This is a genomic window from Nonomuraea sp. NPDC002799 (assembly GCF_053592075.1).
In genome coordinates, this window is record NZ_JBSFVA010000009.1 from 78,688 (window position 1) to 94,892 (window position 16,205).

At 72.6% G+C, this 16,205-nt stretch carries 14 protein-coding genes and 1 tRNA gene; 9 read left to right on the plus strand and 6 right to left on the minus strand.

The features are described 5' to 3' along the window. The first annotated feature begins 61 nt into the window (after nucleotides 1-61). The 3 genes from ACWD0F_RS18745 (at nucleotide 62) to ACWD0F_RS18755 (ending at nucleotide 2,566) form a co-directional block, all read left to right on the plus strand. Nucleotides 62-1,264, plus strand: coding sequence for an FAD-binding protein (locus tag ACWD0F_RS18745; RefSeq protein WP_449877348.1), 1,203 nt, complete (start codon nucleotides 62-64; stop codon nucleotides 1,262-1,264). Nucleotides 1,265-1,354: 90 nt separating this feature from the next. Next, nucleotides 1,355-2,137 (plus strand): LLM class flavin-dependent oxidoreductase, encoded by a 783-nt coding sequence (locus ACWD0F_RS18750; protein ID WP_449876978.1) that lies wholly within the window; start codon nucleotides 1,355-1,357, stop codon nucleotides 2,135-2,137. A 36-nt stretch (nucleotides 2,138-2,173) separates the two neighbouring features. Beyond that, on the plus strand, nucleotides 2,174-2,566 hold the full coding sequence (locus ACWD0F_RS18755; RefSeq protein ID WP_449876980.1) for a DUF3224 domain-containing protein: 393 nt from the start codon (nucleotides 2,174-2,176) through the stop codon (nucleotides 2,564-2,566). On the opposite strand, the gene ACWD0F_RS18760 is transcribed toward ACWD0F_RS18755, so the two are convergent. Both ACWD0F_RS18760 and ACWD0F_RS18765 read right to left on the minus strand, forming a co-directional pair. Continuing rightward, nucleotides 2,563-4,176, minus strand: a complete 1,614-nt coding sequence (locus tag ACWD0F_RS18760) for a pyruvate, phosphate dikinase (protein ID WP_449876982.1) — start codon at nucleotides 4,174-4,176, stop codon at nucleotides 2,563-2,565. The genes ACWD0F_RS18755 and ACWD0F_RS18760 overlap by 4 nt on opposite strands. Before the next feature lie 38 nt (nucleotides 4,177-4,214). After that, on the minus strand, nucleotides 4,215-5,312 hold the full coding sequence (locus ACWD0F_RS18765; RefSeq protein ID WP_449876984.1) for a TetR/AcrR family transcriptional regulator: 1,098 nt from the start codon (nucleotides 5,310-5,312) through the stop codon (nucleotides 4,215-4,217). A 118-nt stretch (nucleotides 5,313-5,430) separates the two neighbouring features. On the opposite strand from ACWD0F_RS18765, the gene ACWD0F_RS18770 reads away from it, so the two are divergent. Beyond that, the gene (locus tag ACWD0F_RS18770; RefSeq protein WP_449876986.1) at nucleotides 5,431-6,960 is read left to right on the plus strand and encodes an acyl-CoA carboxylase subunit beta; all 1,530 of its coding nucleotides are present in this window, start codon (nucleotides 5,431-5,433) and stop codon (nucleotides 6,958-6,960) included. 318 nt (nucleotides 6,961-7,278) lie between these two features. Here the strand turns inward: ACWD0F_RS18770 and ACWD0F_RS18775 are convergent, their stop codons facing one another. Continuing rightward, entirely contained in the window at nucleotides 7,279-7,950 is a 672-nt protein-coding gene (locus tag ACWD0F_RS18775; protein WP_449876988.1) for an SDR family NAD(P)-dependent oxidoreductase, read from the minus strand. A 79-nt stretch (nucleotides 7,951-8,029) separates the two neighbouring features. Here ACWD0F_RS18775 and ACWD0F_RS18780 point away from each other — a divergent pair, with 79 nt between their 5' ends. Both ACWD0F_RS18780 and ACWD0F_RS18785 read left to right on the plus strand, forming a co-directional pair. Next, complete coding sequence (locus tag ACWD0F_RS18780) at nucleotides 8,030-8,563, plus strand: TetR/AcrR family transcriptional regulator (protein ID WP_449876990.1); 534 nt, start codon at nucleotides 8,030-8,032, stop codon at nucleotides 8,561-8,563. A 173-nt stretch (nucleotides 8,564-8,736) separates the two neighbouring features. Continuing rightward, a complete protein-coding gene (locus ACWD0F_RS18785; RefSeq protein ID WP_449876992.1) occupies nucleotides 8,737-9,822 on the plus strand; it encodes a methyltransferase in 1,086 nt (361 codons plus the stop codon). Here the strand turns inward: ACWD0F_RS18785 and ACWD0F_RS18790 are convergent. Further along, on the minus strand, nucleotides 9,812-10,759 hold the full coding sequence (locus tag ACWD0F_RS18790) for a helix-turn-helix domain-containing protein (RefSeq protein ID WP_449877350.1): 948 nt from the start codon (nucleotides 10,757-10,759) through the stop codon (nucleotides 9,812-9,814). The two genes, ACWD0F_RS18785 and ACWD0F_RS18790, sit on opposite strands and share 11 nt — an antisense overlap. Nucleotides 10,760-10,825: 66 nt before the next feature. Between ACWD0F_RS18790 and ACWD0F_RS18795 the strand changes: the two genes are divergently transcribed. The 3 genes from ACWD0F_RS18795 (at nucleotide 10,826) to ACWD0F_RS18805 (ending at nucleotide 13,654) form a co-directional block, all read left to right on the plus strand. Continuing rightward, nucleotides 10,826-11,845: a type III polyketide synthase gene (locus ACWD0F_RS18795; protein ID WP_449876994.1), complete on the plus strand. Its 1,020-nt coding sequence runs from the start codon at nucleotides 10,826-10,828 to the stop codon at nucleotides 11,843-11,845. Between the two features lie 139 nt (nucleotides 11,846-11,984). Then, nucleotides 11,985-13,475 carry a vWA domain-containing protein gene (locus ACWD0F_RS18800; RefSeq protein WP_449876996.1) on the plus strand — a complete coding sequence of 497 codons (1,491 nt, stop codon included), beginning with the start codon at nucleotides 11,985-11,987 and terminating at the stop codon, nucleotides 13,473-13,475. A 106-nt stretch (nucleotides 13,476-13,581) separates the two neighbouring features. Further along, nucleotides 13,582-13,654, plus strand: a tRNA-Ala gene (locus ACWD0F_RS18805). Between the two features lie 70 nt (nucleotides 13,655-13,724). Here ACWD0F_RS18805 and ACWD0F_RS18810 read toward each other — a convergent pair. Further along, entirely contained in the window at nucleotides 13,725-15,302 is a 1,578-nt protein-coding gene (locus tag ACWD0F_RS18810; RefSeq protein WP_449876998.1) for a thiamine pyrophosphate-binding protein, read from the minus strand. Continuing rightward, nucleotides 15,299-16,198, minus strand: coding sequence for an allantoinase PuuE (puuE, locus tag ACWD0F_RS18815; protein WP_449877000.1), 900 nt, complete (start codon nucleotides 16,196-16,198; stop codon nucleotides 15,299-15,301). The genes ACWD0F_RS18810 and puuE overlap by 4 nt, the downstream gene beginning before the upstream one ends. Nucleotides 16,199-16,205 lie beyond the last annotated feature (7 nt).

Here is a 16,205-nt window from a genome sequence, read left to right on the forward strand (position 1 = left end):
GAAAATAGCGGCACCCCGCCGTGCTGACAAGTCGCCGCTGTGACAAGGTGAAGCCGTGAAGATGACCAACTGGGCGGGAAACACCGCATTTCGGGCAAGGGCTGTGCACCACCCCACGTCGCTCGACGAGCTGCGGTCTCTCGTCGCCGGCGCCGCCCAGGTGCGGGCGCTCGGGAGCGGGCATTCGTTCAACGACGTCGCGGACACGACCGGTGACCTCGTCGTGCTCGATCATATGCCGGACGGGGTGGAGATCGACAGTGCGGCGGCCACGGCACGCGTGCCCGCGCGCATGACGTACGCGCGGCTCGCCCCGATCCTGCACCAGGCCGGGTTCGCGCTGGCGAACCTGGCCTCGCTGCCGCACATCTCCGTGGCCGGCTCGGTCGCCACCGGCACCCACGGCTCCGGCGACGCCGTCGCGAGCCTGGCCGCCGCCGTGTCGTCGCTCGACCTGGTCACCGCCGACGGCTCCGTGCTGACGCTCTCGCGCGGCGACGCCGACTTCCCCGGCGCGGTGGTCTCCCTCGGCGCGCTCGGCATCGTCACCTCGCTGACGCTCGACCTGGTGCCCGCCTTCGAGATCCGCCAGTACGTCCGCGAGGGCCTGTCCCAGGACGCCCTGGCCGGCTTTGACGACATCATGGCCGGCGGCTACAGCGTCAGCCTCTTCACCGACTGGCGCGACACCCGCGTCTGGCTCAAGCGCCTGGACGAGCTGACCAGCCCCGACTGGCACGGCACCCGCGCCGCCGACGGCCCCCGGCACCCGCTGCCCGCCATGCCGGCCGAGAGCTGCACGCTCCAGCTCGGCGTGCCCGGCCCGTGGCACGAGCGGCTGCCGCACTTCCGCCCCGACTTCGAGCCGAGCGGCGCCGGGAACGAGCTGCAGACCGAGCTCCTGCTGCCCAGGGAGAACGCGGTCAAGGCTTTGCGCGAGCTGTACGCGATCGGCGACCGCATCCGCCCGGTCCTGCAGATCTCCGAAGTGCGCTCCATCGCCGCCGACGACCTGTGGCTGAGCCCCTTCCGCGGGCGTGACAGCGTCGGCATCCACTTCACCTGGGTCAGGGACGTGCCCGCGGTGCTCCCGGTGGTGCGGCTCGTGGAGGAGACGCTGGCGCCGTATGACCCGCGGCCGCACTGGGGCAAGGTCTTCACCCGCCGGCCCGCCTGCCCCGGCGACTTCCGCGAGCTGGTCCGGCGGCTCGACCCGGCGGGCAAGTTCGCCAACGACTTCACCCGGATACTGCTGGGGGAGTAGGACGTCGCGGACCTCGTGCGCCCCCGGGCGTAGGAGGGCACCGGTCCGGGGGACGATGTGCCGGGGCGGCCGGCCCGCGATCGTGGGGGCATGACCGATCACCCGTTCAGGTTCGGCACGGTCGCCGGACAAGCCCCCGACGCCGAGGCATGGGCGGGCCTGGCCCGCCGGGCGGAGAGCCTCGGCTACTCGACGCTGCTGGTGCCCGACACGCTCGGCACGTTGTCGCCCTTCGCCGCCGCCGCCGTGGCCGCGGCGGTCACCACGACCCTGCGGGTCGGCACGTTCGTCACGAGCGTCCCGTTCCGGACGCCGGCGGCGGTCGCGTGGGAGACCGCCACCCTGCACAAGCTCACCGGCGGCCGCTTCGAGCTGGGCCTGGGCGCGGGCCGCCCGGACGCCGAGCACGACGCCGCCGCCCTCGGCCTCCGGTACGGCACCCCCGGCGAGCGGATCGAGCGTCTGGCCCAGACCATCGACGCCGTCCAGGACGTACGCGTCCTGGTGGCCGCGTCCGGCACCAGGCTGCTCAAGCTGGCCGCCGCCAAGGCCGACATGATCACCCTCGGCGTGCCGCCCGACTACTCCGAAGAGCGGCTGGCGGCCAAGCTGGATGAGCTGTACGAGCTGGCCGGGGACCGCTTCCACGACCTGGAGCTCAGCCTGAACCTGGTCTCCGCCGGGGCCGAGCCGCCCGCCTGGCTGATCGGCAGGTACGGCCGCACGGGCACGGGCATGCTCACGGGCACGGTGACCGAGATGGCCGACACGCTCCGCAGGCGCAGGGACCGGCTCGGCATCTCGTACGTGTCGGTGAACGCCCAGTACCTGGACCAGTTCGCCCCGGTCGTGGAGCGCCTCGCCGGTACCTGACCGATCCTGACAGGTATGTCCGCCACGATGGGATCCATGACCGCAAAGGGAACCTTCGACACCGCCGACTGGAACGCCCAGCCGGCCTTCTCCGACCGGGACGGTGTCCAGCTCGGGCTCGTGACCATGTCCAAGACCTTCCACGGCGACCTCACCGGCACCAGCGTCGTGCACCTCATGGTGGCCGCGACCGAGGTCGAGGACTCGCGCTCCTACGTGGCGCTGGAGCGCGTCGAGGGCACGCTGGCCGGCCGGCCGGGCAGCTTCGCGCTCCAGCACAACGCGGTCAGCGACCGGAGCGAGCAGTCGCTCACCATCACGGTCGTCCCCGACTCGGGCACGGGCGAGCTGCGCGGCCTCAGGGGCGAGATGGACATCATCGTCGCCCCTGACGGAGGCCATTCCTACGTCTTCGACTACCGCCTCTAGCCCTGGCGCAGCACGGCCTGGGCGGCGCCGAGGCGCTGGGCCTCATCGCGTTCTGAGCGGTCGCCCGACACGTCGTCAGCCCATTCGAGCAGCCGGCGCAGGTGGGCGGCGGCCGTGGTCGTGACGACCCGCGGGCTGCCGAGGGCGACTTCGCCGCTGGTCCCGTCGATGGTGACGAGGGTGCCTTCACCGATGGTGCGCCCGCCGGCGCTCACCGACGCGCCGGCGACGTCGACGGTGAGGCCGGTGACCCCCACGACAGCGGGTTTGCCCATCGCTCGTGCGACGACCGCGGCGTGGCTGGCCGGCCCGCCCCGGGCGGTGACGATCCCGGCGGCGGCGGCCAGGCCGTGCAGGTCGAGCGGGGAGGTCTCCGGCCGTACCAGGATGACCGGGCCGCCCGCGGCCATGCGCACCGCTCCGTCGGCCGTGGTCGCCACCCGGCCTGTCGCGACACCGGGACAGGCGCCCAGCCCCCTGGCCAGGATGTCGGCCGGCCCCGTCGTCGCGATCCGGGGTGTGCGGACGTGCTGGAGATGCTGCGGCGTGACCCGCAGCAGCGCTTCACGACGTTCGATCACCCCCTCGTCGGCGAGGTCGGCCGCGACGCGGACGGCGGCGCCTCCGGCGAACCGGCCCGGCCGGACCTGCAACATCCACAACTCCCCGGCCTGGTAGGTGAACTCGACGTAGCACGCGTCGCGGTAGTGCCCCTCGACCCGGCTCAGCGCGTCGAGCAGGCCGGCCCACACCACCGGCTCCCGGCCGGCGAGCTCGCGCAGCGGCCGGGTCAGTGATCGGCCGGACACGACGTCTTCGCCCTGGTGCCCGAAGAGAACCTCGCCGAACGGGACGTTCTCCCCGGTGTTGGGGTCACGGCTGAACGCGACTCCGGCGCCGCTGCGGTCATCGCGGTCCCCGAACACCATCGTCTGCACGATCGCGGCCGTGCCGAGGTGGTGCGGGACGTCATGCAGCTCGCGGTAGGTACGTGCGCGCGGTGTGTCCCACGACGAGAACACCGCCTCGACCGCCAGCTCCAACTGCCCGGCCGCGTCATCCGGAATCGGCTCGCCCCGTCGCCGCCGGATGAGGTCCTCGACCGCTTCGATCCGGGCTTCCTCGTCGCCGGTGCCCGGTCCAGGGGCTCCCTTGAGAACCGTGCCGGCCACGTCCAGGCCCGTGATCGCGGCGGCGAAGCTGGACAGGAACCGCAACCGCGCACCCAGCGCGAACCGCGAGTCGCCCGTCTCGGCCGCCAGCCCGGCGGTGGCGCCGGTCGTGAGACCGAGGTTGAGTATCGTGTTCATCATGCCGGGCATCGACACGCCGGCCCCGGAGCGCACGGACACCGCCAGCGGCGCCCGTGCGCCCCCGAAGCGACGCCCGGTGGCGGCTTCGAGATCGGCGACGGCCGCCGCGAGCTCGTCGTCCAGTCCGTCGGGCAGACGCCCGTCACGCAGGAACGCCCGGCATGCCTCCGTGGTGACGACGAACCCGGCGGGCACCCGCAACCCGAGACGGTTCATCGCCAGGAGGCCGTGCGCCTTGCCGCCCACCACCTCCGCCGTCTCCCCGATCCGCCCGGAGAGCGGGCGGATCCACCTCATCGGCGGATTGCGAGGGTGGCCGGCCGGCTCGGGCCGGGTCATGTCCTGGCTCTCCGCGTGCCGCTCGAAGCGCCGGCGGCCGAGGCCGCGTACGCGGCGCCCCGCCCGTGGGCCCGGGCGACGATCATGCCGCCCTGGACGCGGACGGCGGCCTCCGTCTCGTCGTCGAAGTCCGTCAGGCCGATCGCCGACGCCGTCAGGGCTTCGTCGTCGAGGACCAGCCGGACGCGCTGCCAGACCTCCGGAGCGAACACCCGCCGCAGGCAGCCGGTGAGGTCGGCGATCCTGAGCCGGACGAGCCGGCCCGTCTCGGCGGGATCCTTCGTGACGATGACCACCGTCACCTGCTCGCCGGGCCGGGCGGAACGGACGGCTTCCTCGGCGGCGGCGAGCCGGCCGGTCCCCAGCACCGCGATCAGACCATCGCCGCCGGCCCGGTCCCCGCTGATCTGATCCACGAGGGCCGCGGGCGGATCCCATGGGTCCGCGCACGGCCGCGCCGGGGCGACATAGGGCAGATACGGCGGGGTCCAGGCGTCGGCGAGCTCGATCCCGGCCAGATGCTCACACGCGCGCGCCAGGTCGAAGGGGTCGCCGAAGCCCGGCGCGGCCTCGGCCAGATGACTCGCACCGTCCAGCAGCGTCAGCACCAGCTCGGCCAGCCGTACGCGTCGCACGGACCTCGCGCGGGCCGGTTCGCACGATTCCAGTGCGATGGCGAGCAGCAACGCCTCCAGCCGGGCGACCTGCGCCAGCACCGTGCGCCCGCTCTCGTCGTCGAGGACGCCGACCAGCGAGCGCAGGTGCAGCCGCCCGCCCGAAGCCGTGTCGCCGATCAGCGGCAGCCGTTCGAGCCAGGCTCGGGCGAACGCCTCCAGCGCATCGGCCCGCGACAGTGGCGGCGTCGGTGGCTCACCCGTGGTGGCGTTCTCGACCAGGTCGATCAGCACCGCCAGATACAGCGCGCGCTTGCCCGGGAAGTTCGAGTACACCGCCCCACGGGTCAGCTCGGCCCGCTCGGCGATCCGATCGACCTTGGCCAAGGCGTAGCCGTGCTCGGTGAACTCCTCCCGCGCCGCCGCCAGCACGGACGCCCGCGTTCGCTCCTGCTGCTGCACCCGAGTCAGCCGAACCATCGCCGTTCCCTTTCCTAGGTCGCGTCAGAATACTCTCGAAATTCGGATGTTAGAAACATCTGTATTGCTGTCGTAATGTACCGACCAGTCGGTACGTGCCGTCGGAAGGAGCCGCGCCGTGTGGGACCCCGAACTCGCCGAGCTGGAGCGCCGCAGGGAGCTGGCCGAGCGCATGGGAGGCGAGGAGCGGGTCGCCCGGCAGCACGCGACGGGCCGCCTCACCATCCGCGAGCGCCTGGCCGCGCTCACGGACACCTGGCAGGAGGTGGGCGCCCTCACCGGCCGCATGGCCGCCGACGGCGAGACCTTCACACCGTCCAACGTGATCATCGGCCGGGCGCGGCTGGCCGGCCGCCGGGTCGTGGTGGCCGGGGACGACTTCACCGTACGCGGCGGGGCGGCCGACGCCGCCATCCACGAGAAGCAGATCCTGGCCGAGCGCATGGCCGGGGAGATGCGGGTGCCGCTCGTCCGGCTGATCGACGGGACCGGCGGCGGGGGCAGCGTCAAGCAACTGGAGGACTTCGGGCGTACCTATGTTCCGCACAACCCCGGCTGGGACCAGGTGGTGGCCAACCTCGGCCGGATCCCGGTGCTCGCGCTGGCGCTCGGCCCAGTCGCGGGACTGGGCGCGGCCCGGCTGGTCACCGCGCACGTCTCGATCATGGTGAAGGAGCTCTCGCAGGTCTTCATCGCGGGCCCGGCCGTGGTCGAGGCCGGCATGGGGGAGAGCGTGTCCAAGGAGGAGCTCGGCGGGTGGCGCACCGTCGCGGCGGCGGGCACCGTGGACCTGGTCGCGGCCTCGGAGCAGGAGGCGTTCGAGCTGACGCGGCGCGTGTTGTCGTACCTGCCGCAGAGCGCCTGGCAGCTTCCCCCGGCCGGCGACTGCGCGGACGCCCCGGACCGGATCGCGGCCGAGCTGCGCGACCTCGTCCCCCGGGACCGGCGCCGCCCTTACGACATGCGCCGGATCCTGGAGCTGGTCTTCGACACCGGCAGCGTCCTGGAGCTCGGCCGCAGGTTCGCACCCGCCACCATCACGGCCCTGGCCCGGCTGGACGGCCGTCCCGTGGCCGTGCTCGCCTCCGACCCCCGGTTCTACGGCGGCGGCCTGACGGCTGCGGGCTCGGACAAGATGGCCAGGTTCGTCGACCTGGCCGAGACCTTCCATCTGCCGATCGTGCACCTGGTCGACCAGCCCGGCTTCGTCATCGGCACCGCCGCCGAGAAGGCCGGCACGATCAGGAGAGGCGCCCGCGCCCTCGCCGCCGTCTACCAGTCCACCGTCCCCTGGGCCACGGTCCTGGTACGCCGCGTCTTCGGCGTCGCGGGCGCCGCCCACCGGCCGCACTCCCGCTACGGTCTCCGGGTGGCCTGGCCGTCCGGCGACTGGGGATCCCTGCCGATCGAGGGTGGCCTGGAGGTGGCCTTCAAACGCCTGCTGGCGGAGGCCGGCCCGGAGGCGGCCAAGCTGAAGGCGGAGATCGCCGAGCGCCTGGAAGCGGTCAGGTCGCCGTTCCGTACCGCTGAGGCGTTCCTGGTGGAGGACATCATCGATCCCGCCCGCACCCGCCCCGCCCTGACGGACTGGGTCCACGACGCTTACACCGTCCTGGACCCCGGCCCGAACCCCGCGGCCCGCCCGTGATCGTTTACCGGGGTTCCTGCCGGAGCGCTCGCGCCTGGCCGGATGTCTCCTCCTGCCGGCGAACGTGCGCTCCGAGCCCCGGGTCGGTCGGAGAGGAGCGGCCCTCCGATCGAATGTCCGGCACCTGCCCTGGGGTTCGTCATAGCGCAGAGCCCACAATTCGGCTGTGCATTCGAGGTCACAAGTCCGGGCTCTGGTGAGGGTTCTGGATCAAACCCACCTTGATGCGAATCCGCAGCAGCGGGGGTATCACTCCAAGCATCCGGTGCTGGGGTGGATCCGGAGGTGAGGGGGCTCGGTGGTGGATGGCTTCGGAGGTCAGAGTCGGCTGATCGCTGCCTGGACGGTGGCCAGGTCGCCGAGGATGACCTCGTTGCGGTCGCGGTCCGTGTGGAGGTGCCAGTGGGTGTCGGCCACGGTTTCCGGTGCGGCGGGGGAGCCGGGGGCCACGGCGGCGGCGATGGGGACGTGGCCCACGTGGACGCCCCGGCCGGTGAGTGCCTCGGCCAGGGACAGCGCGTAGTTGCGCAGGCCGGACACTGCGATGCCGACGTTGCCCAGGAAGGGCAGCGGGTGCACCGCCGAGATGCCCGAGGTGAACAGCAGCGTGCCCGAGCCGCGCTCCAGCATGGCCGGGAGCGTCGCACGGACCGCCGTCACCGCGCCCAGCACCGCGCTGTCGAAGGCGTCCTGCGCGCTCTCTCTGGTCACCTCCAGGACGGGGGTCAGGGCCTTGGTCATGCCCGCGCCGTTGTAGACGAGGACGTCCACCGGGCCGATCTGGGTGAGGGCGTGGGTGAGGGAGCTTTCGTCCGTGATGTCGCCCACGTGGGTGGAGGTGCGGATGGACTCGGCCTGCAGGTGCTCAGCCAGGGTGGTCAGGCGGGACTGGGCGCGGGCCACCAGTGAGACGTCAAAGCCTTCCTGGCCGAAGCGGCGGGCCACCGCGAGGCCGACGCCGGGGCCTGCGCCGATGATGGCGATCTTCATAAGTGCTCCTTCAAGGTGAGGGTGGCCCTCAGGTTAGCACGAAGATGAGGGTGGGCCTCGACATCAATAGGATGGTGGCATGGATCGTCCGCTCCGCCGTGATGCGCAGCGCAACCGTGACGCCCTGGTGGCGGCGGCCAGGCAGGTGCTGGCCGAGCGGGGCGTGGACGCGCCGCTGGAAGCCGTTGCCAAGCGGGCCGGGGTGGCGATCGGGACGCTCTACCGGCATTTTCCGGAGCGTGGTGACCTGATCGACTGGCTCCTTGACGAGATGATGGCGGGCTGGACCACGCTTGCCAGGCAGGCTTTGGAGGCTGAGGATGCCTGGGAGGGGCTGGTGCGTTTCCTTGAGCTGACGTGTCAATCGCAGGCGCGGGACCGGGCCTTCACCGAGTTGGTGTGCCTGTCGCATCAGAGTGATCGGTCCGAGGTCAATCGGCTGATCCTTCAGCTGGTGGAGAGGGCTCAGCGGGCCGGTGTGTTGCGGCTGGACGTGGGGCCGCTGGATCTGGCGTTCTTCATGATGGCCAATTCGCGGGTGGCGGAGGCCGATCCGGAGCAGTGGCGGCGGCATTTCACGCTCATGCTGGACGCCTTCCGCCCCAAGCCCTGACCCGGCCGCCTGCGAGGTTCCGGCCCCGTGACCGTCTCAGGGCGCAGGACCGCCTTGAGGCGCGTGGCCGCCGCCTCAAGGTGCGACGGGGTTCGTGGTAGGTGGTTGGGGAGCGGTTTTCCTGGGCAGGCAAAGAGGCCGCCGGGACCGGCACATGGATCGGTCGGGATCTGATGATCAGATGGATCGAGGCAGGACACGAACGTTCGGCGCACTGGCGTTCGGCGCTGGGGGTGCCGCCGCCCGGGCGTGTGCTGGTCGGGGATGACCGGATGAAGGCCGACACTGCTTATCGGCTGGCCTGTGACGGCACCGCGCTGCTGTGGCGTGGCGACTTCCAGAACGCCCGGCAGCTCCTGCGGGCCATGGGCCGCCGCTGCGAGCCGGCCGCTCCCGGCTCCGGCTTCGACGGCCACCGCCAGGCGCAGGCGCATCGGGCCCGCACGCTGGGGATGTTACTGATCCCGTACGCCGAAGGGCATGTGGTGGCGCTGCGCAGGGCACCGGACGTGCGGGAGGCGTGCGCCGAGGTGCACGGCCCCGAGGCGCCGGCGGCGGTGGGCCCGTTACGCGAGCTGCTCGGCCTGATCGGGGCCCACGAGTGGCGCAAGGAGGGCGTGCACGTCCCGGCGCTCGGGGCCCGCATCCACCCGCACCACGGCGTGTTCTCGCCGATCAGGGGCGAGTACGCCGACCTCGTCGCCCAGGCGCCGCTGCCCGGTGACCGGCTGGCGTTCGACATCGGGACCGGGACCGGGGTGCTGGCCGCCGTGCTGGCCAGGCGTGGTGTGCGGCACGTCGTGGCCACCGATGTCGATCAACGGGCGGTGGACTGCGCCGGGGACAACGTCGCCCGGCTCGGGCTCGGCGACCGGGTGGAGGTCGTGCGGGCGGACCTGTTCCCGCAGGGGCGTGCCCCGCTCATCGTCTGCAACCCTCCGTGGTTGCCCGCCCCAGCGTCCTCGCCCCTCGATCGGGCCGTCTACGATCCTGGGGGGCGGATGTTACGCGGGTTCCTGGGCGGGCTCGCCGAGCGTCTCGAACCTGCGGGCGAAGGCTGGCTCATTCTGTCGGACCTGGCCGAGCACCTCGGGCTGCGCAGCCGGGCCGAGTTGCTGACGGCGTTCGAGGACGCGGGGCTGCGGGTGGCCGCGCGGCTGGAGGTCGCGCCGCGCCATCGCCGGCCCAGGGACGAGAAGGACCCGCTGCACGCGGCCCGCGCCGCCGAGATCACGTCCCTGTGGCGGCTCAGGCGCTGAACGTTCGCCGGTAGGCCGACGGCGACGTCCGCATGGCGCGCGTGAAATGGTGCCGGAACGTCACAGGACTCTCGAACCCGACCGCCGCCCCGATCTCTTCCACCGGCGCCCCCGTGGACTCCAGCATCGGCAGGCTGGCGGCCACCCGCTGTGAGATCACCCAGCGCAGCGGGCTGGTCCCCGTCTGCCGCCGGAAGTGCCGGATGAACGAGCGCTCCGACAGGTGCGCCACCGCCGCCAGGTCCGCCACGCTGATGGGCGCCGCCAAATGGGCGAGCGCCCACGCCATCGCCTTGGCCACCGCGTCGTCGTCCTCCACGGGCGTGACCGCGGCCTCGATGAACTGCGCCTGACCGCCCTCCCGGTGCGGCGGGATGACCAGGCGGCGGGCGACGGCGTTGGCCACGCCGGGGCCGTGGTCCCTGCGGACGAGGTGGACCAGCAGGTCCAGTCCGGCGGCGCTGCCGGCGCTGGTCAGCACGTCGCCGCCGTCCACGTACAGGACCGAGGGGTTGACCTCGACGAGGGGGAAACGCCGCTGGAGCAGGTCGGCGTACTTCCAGTGCGTGGTCGCCGCGCGCCCGTCCAGCAGCCCGGCGGCGGCCAGCGCGAACGCGCCGGAGCAGATCGACACCACCCGCGCGCCGCGTGCGTGCGCCTGCCGCAACGCCGCCACCAGCGCCGCCGAGACGGGCCCGCGCACGTCGGCCACCCCGGGGACGATCACCGTGTCGGCAGTGGCCAGCACGTCGAGCCCGTGCGCCGCCTGCATGGTGAACCCGCCGACGACTCTCAGCGGCTCCGGCGTCTCCGCGCACACCTTGAGGTCGTACCAGGGGACGTCCAGCTCGGGCCGGGACAGCCCGAAGAACTCCACGACGCAGCCGAGCTCGAACGGCGCCATGCCGTCGAACGCGAGGACGGCCACCCGGTGCAGGCGGGCGGGGGACTGCAGGAGCATGCCCGAATGTTAGCCGGAGGCTCTCAGCGGCAGGAGAGATATATGCATATTTCGGGAGTACAGACCGTTTTGCCCGATCACCGCTACGAACAGGCGGAGATCACTGAGGCCTTCTCCCGGCTGACCAACTGTGACGAGGACCTGCTGCGGCACTTCCACACGGCCACCGGGGTGGTGGGCCGCAATCTCGCGCTTCCCCTGGCCGACTACGCGAAACTCGACTCCTTCGCCCGGGCGAACGAAAGCTACGTCGAGATCGCCCTCGACCTGGGCGAGCAGGCGATGACGGGGGCCTTGAAGAAGGCGGACGTGCCGCCGGCGAAGGTAGATCTTCTGCTGTACTGCTCCACCACGGGCATCGCCACGCCCTCGCTGGACGCCAGGCTGGCCCAGCGGGCGGGGCTGCGGCCGGACGTCAAGCGGGTGCCCGTGTTCGGCCTGGGCTGCGCGGCGGGCGCGGCGGGCCTGGCCCGCCTGTACGACTACCTGCGCGGCTGGCCCGACCACGTGGCGGTGCTGGTCTGCGTGGAGTTGTGCTCGCTGACGATCCAGCGTGACGACACCTCGATCGCGAACCTGGTGGCCAGCGGCCTGTTCGGGGACGGCGCGGCGGCCGTCGTCGCGACCGGGCGCGGGCGGGGCCCGGAGGTCGTCGCCACCCGCAGCAAGCTCTATCCCGGCACGGAGCACCTCATGGGGTGGGAGGTGGGCGACCACGGGTTCCGCGTCGTGCTGGACGCGGAGCTGAGCGACTTCGTGCAGCAGGTGCTGGCCGACGACATCAGGGCGTTCCTCGCCGACTACGGCCTGACCCCCGACCAGGTCGCCACCTGGATCTGCCATCCCGGCGGCCCGAAGGTCATCGAGCGGATCACGGCGACCCTGGGCCTGTCACCCAAGGCCCTCGACGTGACGTGGCGGTCGCTGCGCGAGTACGGCAACCTGTCGTCGGTGTCGGTGCTCCACGTGCTGCAGGAGACCAAGGGCAGGCCCGGCGCCCCCGCCCTCCTCATGGCCCTGGGGCCGGGCTTCTCCGCCGAGTTGCTCCTGTTGCACTGGTGAGCGCCCGCCCCGGCGACGCTCGCCTCAGGCGCCCCACCCGTCACGACTGATCACGCCCTGGTAGCGGTTTGTGCTCGCTTGAGTCACCGGGACGGCCGGAGGAGGGCGAGTTCCGTCGTACGGCGTGGAGGTGGTTGCGATGAAATTTCGTCCTTTAGCGGCAGGCATCGGAATCGTTGCGCTCCTGGCCCTCGCGGCCTGCGGCGGCAGCGGCGGCTCGACGAGCGGGGAAAGCGCCCCCAGGCCCGTCGGCGAGCAGCAGAACGAGGCCCCGCAGCAGGCCCGCCCGTCGAAGATGCCGACGCAGGCGCAGGAGGACGCCGAGCAGGAGACGACCACGGCGCAGATCTCCACGTTCGCCCTGGACGTGGACACGGCCTCGTACGGCTACGCCCGCCGTACCCTCCAGGAGGGCCGCTGGCCCGCGCCCGGGGAGATCCGTCCGGAGGAGTGGGTCAACGCCTTCAGGCAGGACTACCCGCAACCGCCCGACGACGGGTTCACCGTGCACGTGGACGGCGCGAAGCTGCCCGCCCGCGACGAGGCCGTGCTCCGCGTGGGCCTGCAGACGCGCGCGTCCGAGGCGGCCGAGCGGCGGCCCGCCAACCTCACGTTCGTGGTGGACACGTCCGGCTCGATGGCCGAGGCCGGCCGGCTGGACCTGGTCAGGTCGGCCCTGCGGACGCTGCTCGACCAGCTCGCCCCCGGCGACCAGGTGTCGATCGTGTCGTTCAGCGAAGACGCCAGGGTGCTGGCCGCGATGACCCCGCTGTCCGCCAGGAACGAGCTGCGCGCCGCGGTGGATCAGCTCGCCACCCAGGGCGGCACGAACCTGGAGCGCGGCCTGGTCACCGGCTATCAGGAGGCGGCCAAGGCGTTCCGCCCCGCCGCCACGAACCGGGTCATCCTGCTCTCCGACGGCCTGACCAACCAGGGCAGCACCGAGTGGCCGGCCATCCTCGCCCAGGCCAAGGAGTACGCGGCCAAGCAGGTCACGCTGCTGACCGTCGGCGTCGGCCGCGACTACGGGGACGAGCTGATGGAGCAGCTCGCCGACAACGGCGACGGCATGTCCGTGTACGTCGGCTCCGAGGAGGAGGCCGCCAAGGTCTTCGCCACGCAACTGCCCGCCACGATCGAGCTGCGGGCGCGCGACGCCAAGGCGCAGGTGGTGTTCAACCCGTCGGTCGTGGAGAGCTACCGGCTCGTCGGCTACGACAACCGCGCGCTGAGCACGGAGGAGTTCCGTGACGACAACGCCGACGGCGGCGAGATCGGCCCCGGCCACTCCGTCACCGCCCTGTACGCCCTGAAGCTCAAGCCGGGCGCGAACGGCCAGCTCGCCCAGGCGACCGTGCGCTGGCAGGACCCCGACACCCGGGCCGCCTCCGAGGCGAGCGGGTCGCTGCAGGCCCGTGACCTGGTGTCGTCCTTGTGGGAGAAGGCGCCGCTCCGGCTCCAGGTGGACGTGGCGGTGGCCGCGTTCGCGGTCTACCTGCGGGACAGGGAGGCGTTCGGCCTGGACCTGCCCGCGCTCGGCGAGCAGGCCGGCCGGCTGGCGGCGGCCGCCGAGGACCCGATGGTGACCGACCTGGTCACGCTGATCGAGAAGGCGAGATCCGTGGGCTGACAGGGCGGTGGCGGGGCGGGCGCGGGCCCGCCCCGTAGTGGGCCGGCCCCCACTTCGCCGCGTGCTTCGGGGGTCGCGAAGTCGGCTAGACTTGTACACGCAACAAGGGGCTATGGCGCAGTTGGTAGCGCGCCTCCATGGCATGGAGGAGGTCTGGGGTTCGAATCCCCATAGCTCCACGTCAAGCACGAAATCCCGTCCGATCAGCTGATCGGACGGGATTTCGCATGTACGGGGCCGGTTAGGTGGTCACGGGCCGACCTCCAGGACGATCACGGTCGGTTTCGAGGCGGTCAGACCGGCGACGGCCTCCTTGGCGGCCTCCGCGGCGTTCGTCACTTTGACGCCGTGGCAGCCCATGGCCTGGGCCATCGCCGTGAAGTCGGGGCGGGTCAGGTCGACCGCGTACGGGGTGATGTCCCGGTCGAGCATGTTCTGGCGGATCTCGCCGAAGCCGTGGTTGTCGACGACGATCACCGGCAGCGGCAGGCCCAGCTCGGCGGCGGTGACCAGCTCTTGCGCGCTGAACATGAACGCGCCGTCGCCCAGCAGTGCCACCACCGGCCGCGCGGGCTCGGCGAGCCGGGCCCCGATGGCGGCCGGCAGCCCGTATCCCAGGGTCGAGTAGCCGATGGGCACCAGGTAACGGCGCGGCGCCGGGAACCGCCAGTACGGCGCGGTGCCCAGGTAGGAGACCTGCGAGCTGTCCCCGGCGATGACCACGTCGGCGGGCAGCTCGGCGCGCAGCACGTCCTGCAGCTCCTGCCACCGGCCGCCGCCCCCGCTCAGGTGGCTGGCCCGCGCCGCGGCGGCCCTCCGCTCGCCCTCCGCGCGCGGTCCGGCCGCCCGGGGAGTGAGCAGGGCGGCCAACGCGGCGAGTGTCTCCCGTGCGCCGGCGTGCACGGGCAGCGTCGCGCGGAGGTTCTTGTGCAGTTGGGCGGGGTCGAGGTCGACCCTGATGACGGCCCCGCCGGGCGCCAGGCCGCCGGGCAGCTCGGACTCGGCGAGCTCGCTGCCCACGACCAGGACGACGTCGGCCTCGCCGACGAGCTCACGGCCGTCGGGGAACACCCCGGCCGACAGGGGATGCTCCTCGTCCAGCACGCCCTTGCCCGCGGTGCTCGTGACGACGGGCGCGCCGAGCGCCTCGGCGACCGCCCGCAGCGGCGTGGCGGCGTCCAGCGAGCCGCCGCCGGCCACGATCACCGGGCGGGTCGCCCTCTCCAGCAGCTCCACGACCTCCGTCACCGCTTCGGGCGCGGGGGCGGGCCGCCGGGCCGGGCGCAGCGGGCCGGGCACGTCGCCGTGCCAGTCCGCCTCCAGGACGTCCAGCGGCACTTCGATGTGCACCGGCCGCGGGCGCTCGACGGCCCACCGGGCGAAGGTCTCGTGGACGGCGTCGACGGCCTGGGCCGGGGTGCCGGGGCGCAGGCTGCGCGCCACGGCGGCGTCGGCGGCGGCCCGCTGGTCCTTCATCTCGTGCAGCCAGCCGAAGTCCGCGCGCTCGCGCCCGGTGGGCACGCCCGGCGAGATCACCAGCAGCGGGATCGAGTCCGCGTACGCGGTGCCCATCGCCACCATCGCGTTCATCAGCCCGGGACCGCTCGTGGTGACCACCAGACCGGGGCGGCCGGTGGCGCGGGCGTAGCCGTCGGCGGCGTAGCCGGCGCCCTGCTCGTGCCGGGTCACCACGTGGCGGATGCCGCCGGCCGCCATGCCGCGGTAGAGCTCCAGGTTGTGGGTGCCGGGGATGCCGAAGGCCAGGGAGACGCCGTTCGCGGCGAGCGCCTCCGCCATGGCGGTCCCGGTGGTGCGCCGCGCGCTCATGCCGAGCCCGCGGGATGGGTCTGGCGCCAGTGCCTGGCGATGTCGGCGCGGCGGGTGACCCACACGTCGCCGGCCGCGGCGGCGTGGTCGAGGAACCGGGCGAGGTCGGCGGCCCGGCCGGGCCGGCCGACGATCCGGGTGTGCAGCCCGACGCTCATCATCTTGGGCCGGTCGGCGCCTTCCTCGCGGAGCAGGTCGAGCGCGCGGCACAGGTAGGCGGAGAAACTCTCCGACTGGTAGCCGTAGGTGTTGAGGTAACGCCCGTCGTTGTTGTCGAGCGTGTACGGCACCACCAGGTGATCCTCTTCGCCGACCCGCTCCCAGTAGGGCAGGTCGTCGGCGAAGGAGTCCGAGTCGTACAGGAATCCGCCCTCCTCGGCGACGAGGCGGCGGGTGTTGGGGCTCATCCGGCCGGTGTACCAGCCTTCAGGGCGCTTGCCGGTGGCCTTGGTGTGCAGCTCGATGGCCTGCCTGATGTGCTGCCGCTCCAGCGCCTCGGGCATCTCGGCGTAGTCGATCCAGCGCAGGCCGTGGCAGGCGATCTCCCAGTCCGCCGCGTGCATGGCGGCCACGGCCTCGGGGTTCCGGTCCAGGGCGGTGGCGATCCCGAACACGGTGACCGGCAGGTTCCGCTGGGTGAAGAGCCGGTGCAGGCGCCAGAAGCCGGCGCGGCTGCCGTACTCGTACTGCGACTCGACGTTGAGGTTCCTGATGTTGCGGAACTCCCGGGTCGGCTCCTCGGTCAGGAAGGCCTCCGAGCACTGGTCCCCGTGCAGGACGGAGCGCTCGCCGCCCTCCTCGTAGTTGATGACGAACTGCAGGGCGACCCGGGCGCCGCCGGGCCAGTTCGCGTGCGGGGGGCGCTGGCCGTAGCCCTTCAGGTCTCGCGGGTACATGGGTGGG